Source organism: Flavobacterium sp. LM5, assembly GCF_002017945.1.
In the GTDB taxonomy this organism is placed as follows: Bacteria; Bacteroidota; Bacteroidia; order Flavobacteriales; family Flavobacteriaceae; genus Flavobacterium; species Flavobacterium succinicans.
Map to the genome: position 1 here is coordinate 543,764 of NZ_MUFX01000001.1, position 19,172 is coordinate 562,935.

The 19,172-nt window shown below is 36.4% G+C and carries 20 protein-coding genes; 14 read left to right on the forward strand and 6 right to left on the reverse strand.

The window, feature by feature from the left end:
- Window positions 1–68: 68 nt before the first annotated feature.
- The 3 genes from BXU11_RS02220 to metG form a co-directional block, all read right to left on the reverse strand.
- Complete coding sequence (locus BXU11_RS02220; protein ID WP_078210864.1) at window positions 69–1,517, reverse strand: IS1182 family transposase; 1,449 nt, start codon at window positions 1,515–1,517, stop codon at window positions 69–71.
- 148 nt (window positions 1,518–1,665) lie between these two features.
- Window positions 1,666–2,076, reverse strand: coding sequence for a BrxA/BrxB family bacilliredoxin (locus BXU11_RS02225; protein WP_024980640.1), 411 nt, complete (start codon window positions 2,074–2,076; stop codon window positions 1,666–1,668).
- 97 nt (window positions 2,077–2,173) lie between these two features.
- Window positions 2,174–4,228: a methionine--tRNA ligase gene (gene metG, locus BXU11_RS02230; RefSeq protein WP_078210865.1), complete on the reverse strand. Its 2,055-nt coding sequence runs from the start codon at window positions 4,226–4,228 to the stop codon at window positions 2,174–2,176.
- 154 nt (window positions 4,229–4,382) lie between these two features.
- On the opposite strand from metG, the gene BXU11_RS02235 reads away from it, so the two are divergent.
- The 11 genes from BXU11_RS02235 (at window position 4,383) to proC (ending at window position 13,023) form a co-directional block, all read left to right on the forward strand.
- Window positions 4,383–4,610: a CDGSH iron-sulfur domain-containing protein gene (locus BXU11_RS02235; RefSeq protein WP_024980642.1), complete on the forward strand. Its 228-nt coding sequence runs from the start codon at window positions 4,383–4,385 to the stop codon at window positions 4,608–4,610.
- Between the two features lie 20 nt (window positions 4,611–4,630).
- Window positions 4,631–4,810, forward strand: coding sequence for a hypothetical protein (locus BXU11_RS02240; protein ID WP_078210866.1), 180 nt, complete (start codon window positions 4,631–4,633; stop codon window positions 4,808–4,810).
- A gap of 75 nt (window positions 4,811–4,885) precedes the next feature.
- Window positions 4,886–5,425, forward strand: coding sequence for a hypothetical protein (locus BXU11_RS02245; RefSeq protein ID WP_078210867.1), 540 nt, complete (start codon window positions 4,886–4,888; stop codon window positions 5,423–5,425).
- A gap of 209 nt (window positions 5,426–5,634) precedes the next feature.
- A complete protein-coding gene (serS, locus tag BXU11_RS02250) occupies window positions 5,635–6,906 on the forward strand; it encodes a serine--tRNA ligase (protein WP_078212020.1) in 1,272 nt (423 codons plus the stop codon).
- A 176-nt stretch (window positions 6,907–7,082) separates the two neighbouring features.
- Window positions 7,083–8,861 carry a tetratricopeptide repeat protein gene (locus tag BXU11_RS02255; RefSeq protein WP_078210868.1) on the forward strand — a complete coding sequence of 593 codons (1,779 nt, stop codon included), beginning with the start codon at window positions 7,083–7,085 and terminating at the stop codon, window positions 8,859–8,861.
- A 76-nt stretch (window positions 8,862–8,937) separates the two neighbouring features.
- A complete protein-coding gene (locus BXU11_RS02260) occupies window positions 8,938–9,249 on the forward strand; it encodes a DUF4286 family protein (protein ID WP_064715803.1) in 312 nt (103 codons plus the stop codon).
- 93 nt (window positions 9,250–9,342) lie between these two features.
- Window positions 9,343–9,531 (forward strand): hypothetical protein, encoded by a 189-nt coding sequence (locus tag BXU11_RS02265; RefSeq protein ID WP_078210869.1) that lies wholly within the window; start codon window positions 9,343–9,345, stop codon window positions 9,529–9,531.
- Complete coding sequence (locus tag BXU11_RS02270; RefSeq protein WP_024980648.1) at window positions 9,521–10,000, forward strand: nucleotidyl transferase AbiEii/AbiGii toxin family protein; 480 nt, start codon at window positions 9,521–9,523, stop codon at window positions 9,998–10,000. Before BXU11_RS02265 ends, BXU11_RS02270 begins: the two co-directional genes overlap by 11 nt.
- Before the next feature lie 47 nt (window positions 10,001–10,047).
- Complete coding sequence (rsmA, locus tag BXU11_RS02275; protein WP_024980649.1) at window positions 10,048–10,827, forward strand: 16S rRNA (adenine(1518)-N(6)/adenine(1519)-N(6))-dimethyltransferase RsmA; 780 nt, start codon at window positions 10,048–10,050, stop codon at window positions 10,825–10,827.
- Entirely contained in the window at window positions 10,817–12,169 is a 1,353-nt protein-coding gene (gene mgtE / locus BXU11_RS02280; RefSeq protein WP_078210870.1) for a magnesium transporter, read from the forward strand. The genes rsmA and mgtE overlap by 11 nt, the downstream gene beginning before the upstream one ends.
- Before the next feature lie 77 nt (window positions 12,170–12,246).
- Complete coding sequence (proC, locus tag BXU11_RS02285) at window positions 12,247–13,023, forward strand: pyrroline-5-carboxylate reductase (RefSeq protein ID WP_024980651.1); 777 nt, start codon at window positions 12,247–12,249, stop codon at window positions 13,021–13,023.
- Between the two features lie 240 nt (window positions 13,024–13,263).
- On the opposite strand, the gene nhaA is transcribed toward proC, so the two are convergent.
- Window positions 13,264–14,430, reverse strand: a complete 1,167-nt coding sequence (gene nhaA / locus BXU11_RS02290) for a Na+/H+ antiporter NhaA (RefSeq protein WP_078210871.1) — start codon at window positions 14,428–14,430, stop codon at window positions 13,264–13,266.
- A gap of 221 nt (window positions 14,431–14,651) precedes the next feature.
- Here nhaA and BXU11_RS02295 point away from each other — a divergent pair, with 221 nt between their 5' ends.
- Window positions 14,652–15,599, forward strand: a complete 948-nt coding sequence (locus BXU11_RS02295; protein WP_078210872.1) for a 2-hydroxyacid dehydrogenase — start codon at window positions 14,652–14,654, stop codon at window positions 15,597–15,599.
- Between the two features lie 78 nt (window positions 15,600–15,677).
- Window positions 15,678–15,959 (forward strand): TM2 domain-containing protein, encoded by a 282-nt coding sequence (locus BXU11_RS02300; protein ID WP_024980654.1) that lies wholly within the window; start codon window positions 15,678–15,680, stop codon window positions 15,957–15,959.
- 72 nt (window positions 15,960–16,031) lie between these two features.
- Here BXU11_RS02300 and BXU11_RS02305 read toward each other — a convergent pair whose 3' ends face one another.
- Both BXU11_RS02305 and BXU11_RS02310 read right to left on the reverse strand, forming a co-directional pair.
- Window positions 16,032–16,640, reverse strand: coding sequence for a superoxide dismutase (locus BXU11_RS02305; RefSeq protein WP_024980655.1), 609 nt, complete (start codon window positions 16,638–16,640; stop codon window positions 16,032–16,034).
- A gap of 170 nt (window positions 16,641–16,810) precedes the next feature.
- A complete protein-coding gene (locus BXU11_RS02310) occupies window positions 16,811–17,494 on the reverse strand; it encodes a ComF family protein (protein WP_024980656.1) in 684 nt (227 codons plus the stop codon).
- Window positions 17,495–17,590: 96 nt separating this feature from the next.
- On the opposite strand from BXU11_RS02310, the gene BXU11_RS02315 reads away from it, so the two are divergent.
- Window positions 17,591–19,132, forward strand: coding sequence for a glycine--tRNA ligase (locus BXU11_RS02315; protein WP_024980657.1), 1,542 nt, complete (start codon window positions 17,591–17,593; stop codon window positions 19,130–19,132).
- The last annotated feature ends 40 nt before the right edge of the window (window positions 19,133–19,172 follow it).

Here is a 19,172-nt window from a genome sequence, read left to right on the forward strand (position 1 = left end):
TTTTATTGTGGCTACATTTCGATTTATCTAAGTTCATTTTAGATGAATCTGGAAGTAGACTTGATTTGCTACATTAATTTCAGTATTCTTTTTAAATTGACTGTAAAAATAGCCATTGCACCCTGCATTTGCATATTTTCTATACCGTACGATAGTGCTCTGTCATAACCATGTACATTCTTTAACTCACTATTTTTAGCCTCTATCTTGTATCGATGTTTTGCTTTTTCCTTGTAATATTCTGTTTCTTGAAAATCTATTTGGTCTTGATGTAATTTTGATTTTATAGATACCGAATACGTTTTTGTTTTGGCTCCATCTTTATAGCAACCTTCTTTTAAAGGACAAGACTTGCATTTTTTGATATCAAAATAATAAGTATCTACTTGATTTGCCCCGACATCTTTGGTTCCCCCTCGTGCTTTTCGTATTGCCATATGTCCTGCTGGGCAAACAAACCTATCAGCATCTTTATTGTAGTCAAATTTATCTTCATCTTTTCTAAATCCTTGTGCTATCGATGGATTTAGTTTTGCTACTATTTTAATGTTTTGTTCACTTGTTATTTTTAGGTTTTCTTTTCCAGAATAAGCAGCATCGCCAATAATGGTGTCAACATCAATTCCGTTTTCTTGACTAATTTCTAAAAGTTTAGGCAATTCCGGTCCATCGCCTTTTTCTCCTGATGTAACTACGGCCGCTGTAATGATGCGTTCTTGGGTCATTGCCAAATGGGTCTTGTATCCAAAAAAGGAGCTCTCGGCAGATTTATGGCCTATTTTTGCATCGGTATCTTTTGATAGCGTTAAATTTTCTTGAGTATCTTCTAGGGTTTCTTTTAGCAGATTTAATTTTTCTTTCACAGCGGGTATTGAACTTATCGATGGCTCATTTTCGATACGTTTTCCTAAGTCTTTGCAATAAGCTAGTTCCTTTTCTAAATCATTATCGGTATTTTTTTCAGGCATACGTTCTTTGAATTGGTCGTCAAAGATGTATACTGTTTTTCGAAGAAGTTTTGAACGTTCTCTCAATACATCGATAGCTGAAAATGGATTGGATCTTGATAAAGTATGTGTGGCATCAACGATAATAGACCTCGAACGGATGATACCTTTTTCAATAGCGATGGCTACCGTTTTGTTTATCAATAGATTTAATAAATCGGTGTCTTTTAAACGCAGTCTTCTGAATTTTGTCAACGAACTAGAATTGATAACATCGTCTTCTGGATTCATGTCCAAAAAATATTTAAAGGACATATCGTAACGCGAACGCTCTACTACATCAACATCAGAAACGGTATAAATTGTTTTAAGAAGCAGATACTTGAACATACGAACAGGACTTTCTGCCATACGCCCATTATCGGCGCAGTATTTATTCAATAACTCGTCGTAAATAAAGGAAAAATCAATCAAATCATTGATCTTTCTTAAAATATTTTCCTTTGGAACGATTAAATCATACAATGTAGAATGCTCGCTGAATCGTATTGTTTGTTGCTGTACTAACACTTAAAAAATATTAAAATTACAGCTAAATATAATAAAAAAGGAGCAGGAAAGCTAAGCTTTCTACTCCTTTAATTATCGCTTTTATTCCTTAAAGTACTTTTTCAGTGGCCTCTTAAAAGGATGTTTTTTTGTTTTATGTTGAATGTACTTAGCACACTTCGTTATAAGCATCTTTCAAGTTGTCGGCGATCATTTCGGCTGGACGACCTTCAATATGATGGCGTTCTAGCATGTGTACCAACTCACCATTTTTGAACAAAGCAATAGAAGGTGAAGAAGGAGGAAAAGGAAACATATGTTGTCTGGCCGCATCAACCGCTTCTTTATCAACACCTGCAAAAACAGTGATTAATTGATCTGGTTTTTTTGCTCCATCGATACTCAAAATGGCTCCTGGACGTGCATTTCTAGCTGCGCAACCACAAACAGAATTGACTACAACTAGCGTAGTTCCCTCTTTTTTAATGGCTTCATTTACGTCATCAGCATTGTGTAAATCTTGAAAACCTGCCGAAGTTAATTCAGCTTGCATGGGTAATACCATATCTTGTGGATACATATCTTTTAATTTTTAGTTAAATTTTGACTGCAAAGTTACAAAGTTTGCCAAAAAGTTTTGGGAACAAAGTATAAAGTTTTGTTATAGTTACTGGTAATTAATTTATCGTTTCTCCGTTAGTAACTCCTTCCGTATCTGGATTCACAAAAACCAATTTCCCTTCTGCATTAGAAGTCATCAAAATCATACCTTGGCTTTCTACGCCACGTAAATTTCTTGGTGCTAAGTTTACTAAAACAGTTACGCGTTTTCCAATAATATCTTCAGGTTTAAAACTCTCTGCAATTCCTGAAACGATGGTGCGAACGTCAATTCCAGTATCTACTTTTAGAATCAATAATTTATTCGCTTTTGGCATTTTTTCGGCTTCCAAAATAGTTCCTACTCGAATATCCATTTTGGCAAAATCTTCAAACTGAATCAACTCTTTCTGAGGTTCAGCTTTTTTATTTTCAGCACTATTAGCCGTTTTTGTAGCTTCTAGTTTGTCGATTTGTTTTTGAATGGCTTCGTCTTCAATTTTAGAGAAAAGCAATTCGGCTTCTCCAATTTGGTGACCTGCAGGTAACAACGTCCAATTGTCAAAATCCAAATTCCAATTATTGACATCGATGTTTAGCATTCGTAACAATTTTTGTGACGTAAACGGTAAGAAAGGCTCACAAAGCGAACTCAAAGCAGCCGCAATTTGCAAGGCTACAAACATTTGGGTTTTGGTACGTTCCGGATCGGTTTTGACCATTTTCCAAGGCTCTTCGTCGGCCAAATATTTATTTCCTAATCGGGCTACATTCATCATTTCGCCCAATGCCTCTCTAAATCGGTATCTTTCGATAGAACTAGAAATAACCGCTGGATAAGCTTTCAATTCTTCTAAAGTTTGCTCGTCTACTTCGGATAATTCATTAGGTGTTGGTACAATTCCGTTGTAATATTTATTCGTCAAAACCACCACACGATTGATGAAATTTCCAAAAATGGCCACCAATTCGTTGTTATTTCTAGCTTGAAAATCTTTCCAAGTAAAATCGTTGTCTTTGGTTTCTGGAGCATTCGAAGTCAAGGCATAGCGCAACACATCCTGCTGATTAGGGAATTCTTCTAAATATTCGTGCAACCAAACAGCCCAGTTTTTAGAAGTCGATAATTTATTCCCTTCTAAGTTCAAGAATTCGTTTGCTGGAACATTATCGGGTAAGATAAAACTACCTTCCGCTTTTAACATCGCTGGGAAAATCACACAGTGAAAAACAATGTTATCTTTTCCAATAAAATGTACCAATTTGGTGTCTTGATCTTTCCAGTAAGGTTCCCAATCTTTACCTTCTCTGGCTGCCCATTCTTTGGTAGACGAGATGTAACCAATTGGAGCATCAAACCAAACGTATAATTTTTTTCCTTCGGCACCTTCTACAGGAACATCAATTCCCCATTCTAAATCACGAGTAACTGCTCGAGGTTCTAATCCGCCATCAATCCAAGATTTTACTTGACCGTACACATTAGGTTTCCAATCATTTTTATGGCCTTCCAAAATCCATTCTCTCAAAAACGCATCATAACGATCTAGAGGCAAGAACCAGTGTTTGGTCGATTTCAAAACAGGCGTTTCTCCCGTGATGGTTGATTTAGGATTGATTAAGTCGGTAGCGTTTAATGTAGAACCACATTTTTCGCATTGATCTCCGTAGGCTTCCTCGTTACCACATTTTGGACAAGTACCTACTACAAAACGATCGGCCAAAAACTGATTGGCTTTGGCATCATATAATTGTTCGGTAATTTCTTCGATAAAATCACCTTTGTCGTATAATTTTTTGAAGAATTCAGAAGCCGTTTTGTGATGAATTTCAGCCGAAGTTCTAGAATAATTATCAAATGAAATTCCGAAATCAGCAAATGATTTTCTAATGATTCCATCGTATTTATCAATTACTTCTTGAGGTGTAATGCCTTCTTTTTTGGCTTTCATCGAAATAGCCACTCCATGTTCATCACTTCCACAAACAAACACCACATCCCTTCCTTGCAAACGCAAATAGCGAGAATAAATGTCCGAAGGCACGTAAACTCCCGCCAAATGCCCAATATGAATGGGTCCGTTGGTATAAGGTAATGCTGCTGTAATGGTATATCTTTTTGGATTCTGCATCTTTATTCTGTTTTATTGCCTGCAAAAATAAGATTTTTTATGATAGGGACACAGGGACAAGTCATGACTTGTCCCTACTTCTATAAAAAAGAAGATTTGAAAACCGAAAAACAATTTAAATTTTATGACCTTTGAAGCCAAAACAAAACAAATTATGAGCAAGACTAAACTAACCATCAACAAAAACGGATCTATAAAAATTGAAGGTGATTTTGAAATAGTAGATCAAGACGGAAATGTCTACGGACTAGAAGGAAGAACGGCTTTAGGTTTATGCCGATGTGGCTTGTCTTCGAATAAACCTTTTTGTGATGGTTCTCACCGCAATACTTTTGAAGGCGAATCGAAAGCATTCGATTTACCTCCAATGAAGAAAAATTAGATTCATAAACACCTAAGGTTATGGCTAAAGGACCTGAAAAAAACACCAAAAACAAGGCGTTGCATACCAAATTACTCAATCGGAAGAAGGCAAAAGAGCAAGAAGAGAAAGAGTTACGAGCCAAGAGACTGAAAGCTTTAGTGGCCAAAATGAATGCGCAAAAAAGAACCGACGAAGCGGATTCGAATACCTTGAGTTAGGGTTCAATTTTGGTTAAAACAAAGAGAACTCAATTTTTTGTTCGAAATTTGCGGTAAACTTTCAAATATACAACTATGGAATTCGGTAGAATTATCGTTTCAGAAACAGCTTTTAATAGTGAGAATCTTCAAGATGTTATTCATTCGAACATTTCGGTCATTAATTTAATGCGAGAAGAAGGCGTTGAGGATGAGTTGATTCATGAAGATGCTTTGACGAGCTATTACTTGGATTATTATTACACTCAATATGTAACGGGTAATTTTGCGCAATTTGTGCATCATTCGGGTTGGAATGCAGAGTTGAACGAGCTGATAGAAGAAGGTTTGGCTTTGATTGGTGCCGAAAAGCATTTGGAATTCTTTCAGCAACAATCCAAAAAAGTAAAACTGATGAGTAGCGTGAAACTTAATAAGTTTTTGAAAGGGAAACTAGAGGGTGTAAATCCTGTACGTGACGCACTCAATAGCGATACTTTTTTTGAAATAGAGGAAAATTTAGTGACTTTGAATGCCAATTTTTTAAAATTACATCCCGATTTTGAAGTGCTTACGGTAGACGAAATGTTTGCCACTTTGGAAGAATTTGTAGGGCATGAGATTAAAAGAGAATAACTAATATTTCTCAAAAAAAGGCCAAGAAAAACACGAAGGAACACGGAGAACTTTCTATAAATTAGAGAAAACTTCGTGGCTCTCTGTTACTCTTTCGTGAATATTAGTGAAATATCTTTTCCAAAAGAAACTTTGTACCAATCTTATCAAACATTTCCTTAAATTTGTGGGCGCAAATAGCCTTAAATATAAGAGTTAAAAACAAAACTATGTTACAAATCGCATTTATTAGAGAGAATCAAGAAAAAGTAATCAACGCTTTAGCCAAAAGAAACCTTGACGCTAACAGTATTGTAAACGAAGTGGTACAACTAGACGAACAACGTCGCGCTACTCAAGTGGCTTTAGACAACACTTTATCTGAATCTAATAAATTGTCCAAAGATATTGGGGATTTGATGAAAAGTGGTGAGAAAGCAAAAGCCGCTATTCTTAAAGAAAAAACAGTTTCTTTAAAAGAAAAAAGCAAGGAATTGGCAGAAAAAGCAGATGCTTTGGCCGAAGAATTGACTCAAAAATTATATACCTTACCTAACCTTCCAGCGGATATTGTACCGAACGGAAAATCGGCAGACGACAACCTAAACGTTTTTCAAGAAGGTGACATTCCTGCGTTGCACGAAGGCGCTTTGCCACATTGGGAATTGGTAAAAAAATACGATATCATTGATTTTGAATTGGGTGTAAAAATCACGGGTGCGGGATTCCCTGTTTACAAAGGAAAAGGAGCTCGCTTACAACGTGCTTTAATCAATTATTTTTTAGATAAAAACACAGCTTCAGGTTACAAGGAAATGCAGGTGCCACATTTAGTAAACGAAGCTTCAGGCTACGGAACGGGTCAATTGCCAGACAAAGAAGGGCAAATGTACCACGCTACTGTTGATGATTTGTATTTGATTCCAACGGCTGAGGTTCCCGTGACCAATTTATTTAGAGATGTTATTGTAAGTGAAAATGAATTGCCAATTTTATGTACCGCTTACACTCCTTGTTTCCGTCGTGAAGCAGGTTCTTATGGAGCACATGTACGCGGATTAAACCGTTTGCACCAATTTGATAAAGTAGAAATTGTTCGTATCGAACATCCAGAAAAGTCATACGAAGCTTTGGATGGTATGGTAGAACATGTCAAAGATATTTTGCAGGAACTAAAATTACCGTACCGAATTTTGCGTTTGTGTGGAGGCGATATGGGATTCACTGCGGCGTTGACCTATGATTTTGAAGTGTTTTCAACTGCGCAAGACCGTTGGTTAGAAATTTCATCTGTATCTAATTTTGAAACCTTCCAAGCCAACCGTTTGAAATTACGTTTCAAAGACAAAGACGGCAAAAATCAATTGGCGCATACCTTGAACGGAAGTTCTTTGGCTTTGCCTAGAGTTTTGGCTGGAATTTTAGAAAACTACCAAACTCCAGAAGGAATCGTAATCCCAGAAGTATTACGTCCGTATTGTGGTTTTGATATCATTGACTAAAATAAATTACCATATAAGGCATTTAAGGTCATTTAAGTTTTAATGATTAAAATAATTTTTCAGGCATTAAAAAAAAATATGATTCAACTTTTTAAGGCAAAAGCTTAAATTTTGAATAGCAATGTAATTCTTATATGCCCTTAAATACCTTATATGGTTAAATAAATTCGCAACCCATGAAAAAACTCTTTCTACATATCATGCTGTTTTTTTCATGGATTTGTTTTTCGCAAAACGAACAATTGGCTCAATATTTTTATGAAAAAGGAGATTTTGAAAAAGCCAAATTAGGGTACGAAGAATTGCTCAAAAGTATCCCTCAAAACTCTCAATATTTTCTCAGAACAATTGATTGCTATCAACAATTGCAACAATATGATTTGGCCGAAAAAACCATACAAACGCGTTATTCTAAATACAAACAAGCTTTTTTATTAGTCGAAATGGGCTACAATTGGCAGTTGCAAAAAAACGAAGCCAAAGCCAAAAGTTATTACGAACAAGCGCTTGAAAGTATTCGTAAAAATCCCAACGAAGTGTATGGTGTATCCAATGCTTTTGAGAAAAAAGTGATTTTAGAATACGCCGTAAAAGCCTATCAAATTGCGGTCGAATTGGAGCCCACTTTTAATTTCAATTATCAAATGGCCTTGCTTTATGGGCAATTGGGTAAAACCGATTTAATGATTACCACTTTTTTAGACGAAGCCTTCATCAATCCTCAGAATTCGAGTTTAATTCAGCATCAATTGTCTCGTTATATGTCAGACGAGAACGATACCTCATTTTCTGATTCTTTAAAAAAGGCGTTGATTTTACGCACTCAAAAAGACCAAGATATCTTCTGGAATCAGTATTTGAGTTGGTTTTATGTACAACAAAAAGAGTTTGGCAAAGCATTCATTCAAGAAAAAGCCATTTACAAACGTAATCCAGAATCCTTGGCTGAAATTGTAAGCTTGGGACAAATGGCAATTGAAGAAGACCAAACCGAAGTGGCAACCGAAATCTTAGGATTTGTATTGGAGAACACTAAAGATTTAGAAACACTAATACAAGCCAATACGTTTTTGATCGAAATGAAATTAGCGAAAGCAAAGCCTGCTGATTTTGCTGCCATTGATGCTCAGCTAAAAGCCTTGTTGCAAGAATTTAAAATTACTCCATTTACCTTGAGATTGCAATTAATTCAAGCTCATTTTACGGCTTTTAGTCTTAAAAAACCAGAAGAAGCCAAGGCAATCATCAACAAGGTCTTGACATTACAACTAAACGATTATCAAATTGCCGATGCCAAAATGGAGTTGGCCGATATCTTGTTATATGAAGAAAAATACAACCAAGCCTTGTTGTATTATTCCCAAATTGAATTGGATTTGAAGAACGATGTAATGGCGCATGAAGCCAGTTTAAAAGCAGCCAAAACGAGTTATTTTAAAACCGATTTTGATTGGGCGTTGAAGCAATTTAAAGAATTAAAATCTGCCAATACGCAATTGATTGCCAATGATGCTTTGGAATATTTTTTATTAATCAATGACAATACCGTTGCCGATTCGACTCAAACGTCTTTAAAGCAATTTGCCAAAGGCGACTATTTGATGTATCAAAAACGTAACGAGGAGGCTATTGCTCATTTCCAAAAGATACTACAGCAATTCAAAGGACAAGAGATTGAAGCGGTGACTCTTTTACGATTAGGTAAATTGTATGAGACGACTGGTAATTATACTTTGGCATTGCAACAATATCAGGCGATAATTGCTCAACATAGTGATGGCATTTACATCGATGAAGCCTTGTTTTTTGCAGCAGAACTGTATGTGAAATACCTAAACGACCCCGAAAAAGCAAAACCACTTTATGAAAAAATGATTTTTAACCATCAAGACAGTATTTACTTTGTTGAGGCAAGGAAAAAATTCAGACAGTTAAGAGGCGATACAAATTTGTAAAAGAGTGTAATCGTTGACTCGGTTAACCGATAAAACAAATCAACGATTAAACAATTAACCGATAAAACAACAAAAGATGATTATATACAACGTTACCATCAATATTCACGAAAGTGTACACGACAAATGGATGATTTGGATGCAGCACAAACACATTCCAGAAATGTTAGCTACGGGCAAATTTATTAATGCTAGATTAGTTCGCGTTTTGGTCGAAGAAGAAATGGGTGGACTTACCTATTCGGTGCAATACACGACAGATAGTAAAGCGACCCTTCAAAAGTATTATGATGAAGACGCTCCAGCTTTAAGAGAAGAAGGCTTAAAATTATTTGGAGACAAAATGCTAGCTTTCAGAACAGAATTACAAGTGATTTCGGAGCATTAAATCAAAATCAACTAATTTGCGATTTGAATCCGATAGTGAAAATAATAGCATTTAGAGGTAATGAGGCTAATTACTCTAAAATAATCAGTAGTTATGGAACTTTTTTTTCAAACCAAAGAAGAAAGCAATAAAAAACAAATAGATGATTTTTTGAAATTATCTAAATGCGAACGCTTTTATAGTTTTTTGCGTTTAATGGAGAAAATGCAGGAATTTCCAATTAAAAAAAAGGTAAAGAAAAGCACAAATTTTATTTTAATTAAAAAGGAGCATGTCTCATAAATGGGAAGAAAATATTAATCAGTTTATTGCAACGGCGAATAAATATAAAGTTCGTATGCTGATGGTTGGGGGTGGAGCTGTAAACTTTCATGGGTATCAACGCCATTCATCTGATGTAGATTTTTGGATTGAAACCACAGAACTTAATTTCAAAAAGTTAGTCGCTGTTTTTAATGAAATGGGATATGAAATTGAGGATTTTCCCGAAAATGTTAAAAAAGAAAAACAAAATATATCGATTAAATTTTCTCCTCTGGATTTAGATTTAGAACTAATTACCAAGTTTTCCGTAAATAAAACTTTTGACGAAGCTTTTGAAAGTAGTGAAGAGGTAACGGTTAATTCTAATTCGTTTTTAAAGTGGAATGTACTCTCTCTCGAAGATTTGATAACAAGCAAAATAAAAGCAAATAGACCAAAGGATTTATTAGATATTCAGCAACTGCTAGAAATAAACAAAAAAAAATAACCGATTTGAAACACTTCAATATCAAATTCTAAACACTATAAAATTTCATGGAAAAAGTAAAAGCCAAAAAACATCTCGGACAACACTTTCTAAAAGATGAAAGCATTGCCAAAGCCATTGCCGACACCTTGAGTTTAGAAGGCTACAACGAAGTCTTAGAAATTGGTCCAGGAATGGGAGTGTTGACCAAATATTTGCTAGAAATACCCATCGATACCTATGTTATAGAAATCGATACGGAATCGGTAACTTATTTGGATGCCAATTATCCAAAATTAAAGGATAAAATTATCTCAGAAGATTTCTTAAAATATAATATCAATTCCGTTTTCGAAGGGAAACAATTTGCTATCATTGGTAATTTTCCCTATAATATTTCAACGCAAATTGTATTCAGAACTTTGGAGTTTAGAGACCAAATTCCAGAGTTTTCAGGTATGTTTCAAAAAGAAGTTGCCGAACGCATTTGCGAGAAAAAAGGAAGTAAAACTTACGGCATACTTTCGGTTTTGGCACAAGCATTCTACGATACCGAATATTTGTTTACGGTTGACGAACACGTATTCAATCCGCCGCCAAAAGTAAAATCGGGTGTGATGCGTATGCGTCGTAAAGAAAATTACACCTTGCCTTGTAGCGAAAAACTTTTGTTTACCGTAGTGAAAACTGCCTTTCAGCAGCGCCGAAAAACCTTGCGCAACAGTTTAAAAACCTTAAATTTGTCCGATGCTTTAAGAGAAGACCCAATTTTTGATATTCGTCCGGAGCAATTGAGCGTAGAAGAATTTATAGCATTAACACGAAAAATAGAAGCCGATGGAGTTTAAAATCAGCAAAGAACTCATACTAGAGTTAGAGCAACTCATTCAAAACAAGAACGACGTTCAGTTGGAATTGTTATTGAATGACATGCACCATGCTGATATTGCAGAGGTTTTAGACGAACTCGACTTTGACGAGGCAACCTATATTTTCAAGGTTTTAGATAGCGAAAAAACAGCCGAAATCCTTCTAGAACTAGAAGACGATTTGAGAGAAAACATCTTGAGCCGTCTTTCCCCAAAAGAAATCGCTGAAGAGCTTGATGAATTAGAAACCAATGATGCGGCCGACATTATTGCCGAATTATCGCAAGACATCAAAGCCGAAGTAATCTCAGAATTGCAAGACGTTGAGCACGCCAAAGACATTGTCGAATTGCTGCGCTATGACGAAGATACTGCTGGGGGAATCATGCACAAAGAGTTAGTGAAAGTCAACGAAAACTGGAACGTACTCACTTGTGTCAAAGAAATGCGAATTCAAGCCGAAAATATATCACGCGTTCACTCCATTTATGTAGTAGATGATGACGGAAGACTAAAAGGACGTTTATCGCTCAAAGACTTATTAACCACTTCTACACGAACCGCAATCAGCGATGTGTACATAAGAAAATTAAATTTTGTCAACGTAGACACCGAAGATGTTGAGGTGGCTCGTATCATGCAAAAATATGACTTAGAAGCCATTCCTGTCGTGGATGAATTAGGCCGATTAGTAGGCCGTATCACCATCGATGATATCGTAGACGTAATCAAGGACGAAGCCGACAAAGATTACCAGTTAGCAGCGGGTATCTCGCAAGACGTAGAGGCCGATGATAGTATTATGGAATTGACCAAAGCACGTTTGCCTTGGTTGGTTTTAGCGCTATTAGGTGGATTTATCACCGTTCGCGTGCTTGGTTTGTTTGAAGGCGCCATGGCTGAACATGGCAAATTATTCTTTTTTACTCCATTAATCGCTGCGATGGCTGGAAATGTTGGGGTGCAATCCTCAGCAATTATTGTTCAAGGTTTGGCAAATAATACCTTAAGTGGTTCGCTGTTCAATCGTTTGGTCAAAGAAATTTCACTAAGCCTTTTGAACGGATTAATCTTAGCCAGCATCTTGTTTTTAGGAAGCCATTTTCTGCTGAATGTAGAGGTAATTATTGGCGTAATTGTAACAATTGCATTGGTTTCCGTGATAATTATTGCCTCATTAATTGGTACTTTTATCCCGTTGTTATTGGACAAATTTGGTATCGACCCGGCATTAGCAACAGGGCCATTTATTACCACTAGTAACGACATTTGCGGAATTTTGATTTATTTTTCTATAGCCAAATTGGTTTTAGGATTTTAATAAGTAATAAAAATAACACATTCCCATATCGGCTCCCCCTCTTTTGGAGGGGGCTGGGGGGAGGAAAAAACCAAACCATGAAAGTACACATCATCGGAGGAGGAAACCTTGGCGTTTCTATTGCCTTAGGTTTAGCCAAGTTTTCACAAGGACATCAAATCACCATCACACGACGCAACACGGCTAGTATTTTATATTTGCAAGAACTCGGAATCACCGTTGCAACAGACAATACCTTAGCTATTCAAGAAGCCGATTTAATTATCTTGACCATCAAACCTTATCAAGTAGATACAGTTTTGACTGAAATCCTTCCAGTAATTACGAACAAAACCATTGCTTCAGCCGTTAGTGGTTTATCTATCGAAAATTTACAAAACAAAATAGGGGCTTCTCACAGCGCCATCCGAATTATGCCCAATATCGCTGCCCAATTCGGAGCTTCAGCGACTTGTATCGCCTTCAACGAAAAAAACAAAGAAACCGCTCAACCGGTAGTGCAATTGTTTCAGGACTTAGGAACCGCGCCAATTATCGATGAAAAACTAATGGATGCCGCCACCGTTTTGGCCGCCAGCGGAACAGCTTTTGCCCTACGTTACATCCGCGCGTCTATGCAAGCGGGTATTGAGATTGGATTCGATTGGCAAACTGCTTTGGCCATTTCAGCACAAACCGTCAAAGGTGCCGCCGAAATGCTCCTAGAAGAAAAAGGCCATCCAGAACAATTAATCGACCGCGTAACTACACCACAAGGCTGTACCATCGCAGGACTCAACGAAATGGAAATGCACGGTTTCAGTTCCTCACTCATTCGAGGCATCAAAACGTCTTTAAAACAAATCAAAGGATAAATCATTTGGGCGTGCCACCCTAAAGCAAAGGGGCCAACTCATGCTACTCGTGAGTCGGCCCCTTTCCTTTAGGCTGTCGGGCTATCCGCGCTACTTCGGTAGCTAGCTCCTATCCCTCACGCGATATCATTACGAAAAGAGATTTCAGATTTCAACAAGGCTAACCCGTTTTATTGGATTAGTGTCATTAAAACGAATTTCAATTTGTGTTGATTGGTGTAATTCGTGGCTAAAAATAGATTACACCGCTTTTTTCTTTTTAGCCTTCTTCTCTTTTAAATTGATTTTGAGCCAAATAAAACCAAGGGTTCCTGCCAAAAATGAAGCAATTAGAATTGCAATTTTAGAATAATTGATGATTTCCTCCCCGTCATTTTTAAAGGCCAACAAGGTGATAAAAATGGACATTGTAAATCCAATCCCGCCAAGCATTCCAGCTCCAACAATATCTTTCCAACGCAGTTCTTTCGGCAAAGCACAAAAACCCAACGACACCGCCAAAAACGAAAACAACCAAATCCCTAATGGTTTTCCGATGACTAAACCAACTATAATACCCAAAGAGTTAGCATGCGACAAGCCCTCGTGCCAATCGCCTTCAATTGGGATTCCAGTATTGGCAATGGCAAATAAAGGTAGGATAATAAACGCCACGGGATTGTGTAAAAAATGTTGTAAACGGTAGGAAGAAGTCTGCGGTCCACCATCCCCAAACGGAATCACAAAGGCCAAAATAACACCTGTAATCGTAGCATGAATTCCTGAATTCAACATAAAATACCACATGGCTACGCCACCAAGCAAATACGGAATTAAATTATGGACCTTTTTTCTATTTAAAATAAACAAGAAGCCCCAAACGGCTAAGGCATAAAATAAATTTAGAAAGGCAATCGAATCAGTATAAAACACAGCGATGACGATAATGGCTCCTAAATCGTCAATAACAGCCAATGCCGTTAAAAATATTTTTAAAGAAGCAGGCACCCGATTCCCCAGTAAGGATAAAATTCCAATAGCAAAAGCAATATCAGTAGCCATAGGAATACCCGCTCCGTTTTGGGTAATCGTTCCAAAATTTAACGCTAAGAAAATTCCAGCAGGCACTAGCATCCCTCCCAAAGCTCCAAAAATAGGTAAAGCCGCATTTTTAATATCGGATAATTCGCCATCATAGATTTCGCGCTCCAATTCTAATCCAATCATTAAAAAGAAAATAGCCATCAAACCGTCGTTGATCCAATCGGTAATGCTATGATGCCCCAAAGGCGTTTTCCAAAAAGCGATATAATCGGTTTGTATACTCGAGTTAGCTAGAAATAGTGAGAGGATTGTCACAAAAAGGAGTAATAAACCTCCAGCTTTCTCAGTTTTGAAAAATGCTTTAAATGTTTTTGTTAATTTCATAAATAGTAATTATTGAAACGAATTTCTAGCACAGCCTTCTTTTAACAAGATATAGGTGTAAAAGTAACTTTTTTATACAGAGTAAAAAAGGTGTTTTTTTAAAGTTGAAATCCGAAAAATGTGTTTTTTGCAAATTTAAGCTTTTTTTGAGGGAACTGTTTTAAAGAAAACATAAACCGTATTTTTTTTTCGTTACTTTGAAAGCTAAAAAATTAAAATTTATGGACATCAAAATCCTTCATATAGATAGCAACAATCCTTTGTTGTGGGAACAATTGCAGCAAGCGGGTTTTCACAACGAAGCCGACTTTACTTCTTCTAAAGAAGCCGTTGAAGATAAAATTAAAGACTATCATGGCATCGTTATTCGTAGCCGATTCAAAATCGATAAAAATTTCATCGACAAAGCTACTAATTTACGGTTTATTGCCCGAGTGGGTGCTGGTCTCGAAAGCATAGATTGCGAATATGCTTTGTCTAAAAATATTGCACTCATAGCCGCTCCTGAAGGTAATCGAAATGCGGTATCAGAGCATTCTTTAGGAATGATTTTGTCGCTTTTTAACAAACTCAATCAAGCCGATGCTGAAATTAGAAAAGGACAATGGAATAGAGAAAGTAACCGCGGTCATGAACTAGACGGAAAGACCGTTGGGATTATTGGTTACGGAAATATGGGAAAAGCTTTTGCTAAAAAACTGCGAGGGTTTGATGTTGAAGTACTTTGTTACGATATTTTGCCTAATGTAGGTGATACCAACGCCAAACAAGTTACACTAGAAGAATTACAACAAAAAGCCGATGTGCTGAGCCTACATATTCCTTGGACACCCGAAACGGACAAAATGGTGAATGCTGATTTTATCGCTTCATTTTCCAACTCTTTTTGGTTAATTAACACCTCAAGAGGCAAAAATGTAGTTACTGCCGATTTGGTTCAAGCCTTAGAATCTGGAAAAATTTTGGGTGCAGGATTGGATGTTTTGGAGTATGAGAAATTGTCTTTTGAAACTTTATTCCAAGATAAAAACACGCCAGAAGCTTTTGATTATTTACTAAAAAGTCCAAAAGTTTTGCTTTCTCCACATATTGCTGGCTGGACTTTCGAGAGTCATGAGAGATTGGCTCAAGTGATTGTGGATAAAATAAAGGCACTTTATGGTAAATGATAATCTATTGGTTAATAAAAATATGTAACTTTTTTTATAGATTTACCACTAACTAAGTCATAACCAAAATAAACCATCATGGAAGAAACGAAACACGAAGCATGGAACACCCCTTATCCTAAAGCACAACCAGAAAACAAAAAAATTATTGCCGGTGTATTGGCAATTCTTTTCGGGTATCTTGGGATTCACAAGTTTGTTTTAGGCTACACGCAAGAAGGAATTGTTCAATTAGTAATTGGTGTAGTTACCTGTGGAATTGGAGGTATAATTGGCTTTATAGAAGGTATTATCTATTTGACCAAATCTGATGAAGAATTTTATCAAACCTACCAAGTGGGCAAGAAAGGATGGTTTTAAACTATCGATTCAAAAATAAAAAAGGCTGTCTAAACTAATTTTAGGCAGCCTTTAATTTATCGTAAAAACATTTTATTTTTCTAAAACGTAACGTCTAGTTACTTCAGTCCAATTGATTACATTGAAAAAAGCTTCAATATAGTCTGGTCTTCTGTTTTGATAGTGCAAGTAGTAAGCGTGTTCCCAAACGTCCATTCCTAAAATTGGAGTTCCGCCGCAACCTACACCTGGCATTAATGGATTGTCTTGGTTTGGTGTGCCACAAACGTCTAATTTTCCGCCTTTTTGAACACACAACCAAGCCCATCCTGACCCAAATTGTGTAGCTCCAGCTTTAGCAAACTTAGCTTTGAATTCTTCAAATGTTCCGAAAGAAGCCTCGATAGCATCAAGCAATTCTCCAGTTGGTTGTCCACCTCCATTTGGAGACATTACAGTCCAAAACAAATTGTGGTTATAAAAACCTCCACCATTATTACGAACGGCAGCGTTGCTTAGGTCTAAATTGATTAAAATATTTTCGATGGTTTTGCCTTCCATATCTGTACCTGCAATAGCTGCATTTAGGTTGGTAGTATAAGCATTATGATGTTTAGAATGGTGAATTTCCATTGTTCTTGCATCAATATGTGGTTCTAATGCATCGTATGCATAAGGTAATTGTGGTAATTCAAATGCCATGATATGTGATTTAATTGATTATAAAAATTTATCCAAATTTATGCAATTAACTTTATACTTTAAAAAACAATTTTGTTATAATTCCTATTATGTTTTTGGAATCCTTATTTTTTGAAGGTATAAATGTAATATACTCACTTTTAGATTTTAATTTCTTTAAAAAGATAATTTTAGGAATGTGCCATAGCTATACAAACAATACTAATTTTGGTGTTTGGAATTTCCAAAAGTGCTCTAGAACAAGCTTCTAGTGTGGCGCCAGTGGTTAAAACATCATCTAGTATTAAATAATGCTTTTGGTGATCCTCAGGGCTAAAATTTACTTCGAAAACTTTTTGATCACCATAGATTCTCCCCATTAAATTTTTCTTGGATTGGGTTTTTACATGAAGTTTTTTAAACAAAATATCTCTTCTTATCGGAATGTTTAACACCATTGATAAAGCTTCTGCAAAAGTATCGACTTGATTGTAGCCCCTTTTGCGCCATCTTTTGGTATGTAACGGAACAGGAATTATTGCAGCTACATTTTTTAAAGGCTCACAATTTTTTAAGTCTTCCGCATACCAATGCCCCAGTTGAGTTCCTATTTCTTGTTGCCCACGGTATTTCAAATTATGAATCAATTCCTGAACCATTCCTTTTTTATGAAAGTACAAAAAAGCAGAGGCATGTTCTAGGGGAATTCTGCCATAAAATTTTTTGTAGGCTTCGTTTTCGGGGAGTAAATGATGATTGGTTTGTGGAAGTTCATGTCTGCATTGGGTACAAATTGTTTTTTCGTTACTCAATAATAACGCATGACATCCGCTGCAAACTGGAGGAAAAAACAAGTCGATAAGGTTTTTAATCATCTAATCAGGGTTTTATTGTTAAAAATAAGTAAATCCGCAATGCAATCTTGCTCTTTTTTCTTTTTTTTAAATCACTTTTTATATTTTTGCAGTACTATGGCAAAACAAGAAGATTTATTTAAGAATGTAGTTTCGCACGCAAAAGAGTACGGCTTTATTTTTCCGTCAAGCGAAATATACGATGGTTTGAGTGCAGTATATGATTATGCACAAAACGGTGTAGAATTAAAAAAGAACATACGCGAATATTGGTGGAAATCGATGGTACAAATGAACGAGAACATTGTAGGTCTCGACGCTGCCATTTTGATGCATCCAACCACTTGGAAGGCTTCAGGCCACGTTGATGCTTTTAATGACCCATTGATTGACAACAAAGACTCTAAAAGAAGATACCGTGCCGATGTTTTGATTGAAGATTATGCCGAAAAACTAAATGTTAAGGCAAAGAAAGAAATCGAAAAGGCAAAAGTTCGTTTTGGAGAGGCTTTCAACGAGCAAGAATTTATTACGACCAATCCAAGAGTAGTAGAATATTTAGCCAAAGAAAGAGAAATTCTAGAAAGAATGGGACGTTCTTTGGGTAATGGTGATTTAGAAGATGTAAAAGCCTTAATCGAAGAATTAGAAATTGCGTGTCCAGAATCAGGTTCACGTAATTGGACCGAAGTGCGTCAATTCAACTTGATGTTTGGTACCAAATTAGGTGCTTCTGCTGATACGGCAATGGATTTATATTTGCGTCCAGAAACGGCTCAAGGAATTTTTGTGAATTTCTTGAATGTTCAAAAATCTGGGCGAATGAAAGTTCCTTTTGGAATTGCACAAACAGGAAAAGCATTCAGAAACGAAATCGTTGCGAGACAATTCATCTTCCGTATGCGTGAATTCGAACAAATGGAAATGCAATTTTTTGTGCGTCCAGGAGAAGAAATGCAATGGTACGAACACTGGAAAGCTACGCGTTTGAAATGGCATTTATCACTTGGTTTAGGGGCAGAAAGATACCGTTTTCATGACCATGAAAAATTAGCGCATTACGCCAATGCTGCTGCCGATATCGAGTTTGAATTCCCTTTTGGTTTCAAAGAATTAGAAGGAATTCACTCCAGAACCGATTTCGATTTGAAAGCGCACGAAGAATATTCAGGTAGAAAATTACAATATTTTGATGCCGAATTGAATCAAAATTACGTGCCGTATGTGGTAGAAACTTCAGTTGGTTTGGACAGAATGTTCTTGGCGGTTTTTGCTACTTCTTTAAAAGAAGAAACCTTAGAAGACGGTTCAACAAGAACAGTATTAAAATTACCATCAGTTTTAGCTCCTACAAAAGCAGCTATTTTACCTTTAGTAAAAAAAGACGGTTTACCAGAAATTGCTAAACAAATCATTGAAGATTTACGTTGGGATTTCAATGTTTCTTATGATGAGAAAGATGCAGTAGGAAGACGTTATAGAAGACAAGATGCCTTGGGAACACCTTTCTGTATAACAGTAGACCATCAAACCGCAGAAGACCAAACGGTGACCATTCGTCATAGAGATACGATGAAACAAGACCGTGTAGCTATTGCCGACTTAAAAGCCATCATCGAAAATGAAGTATCGATGAAAAACTGGTTAATGAAAATGTAATCACATAGCTATTATATAAAGAAAGCTTCTCAAATCGAGA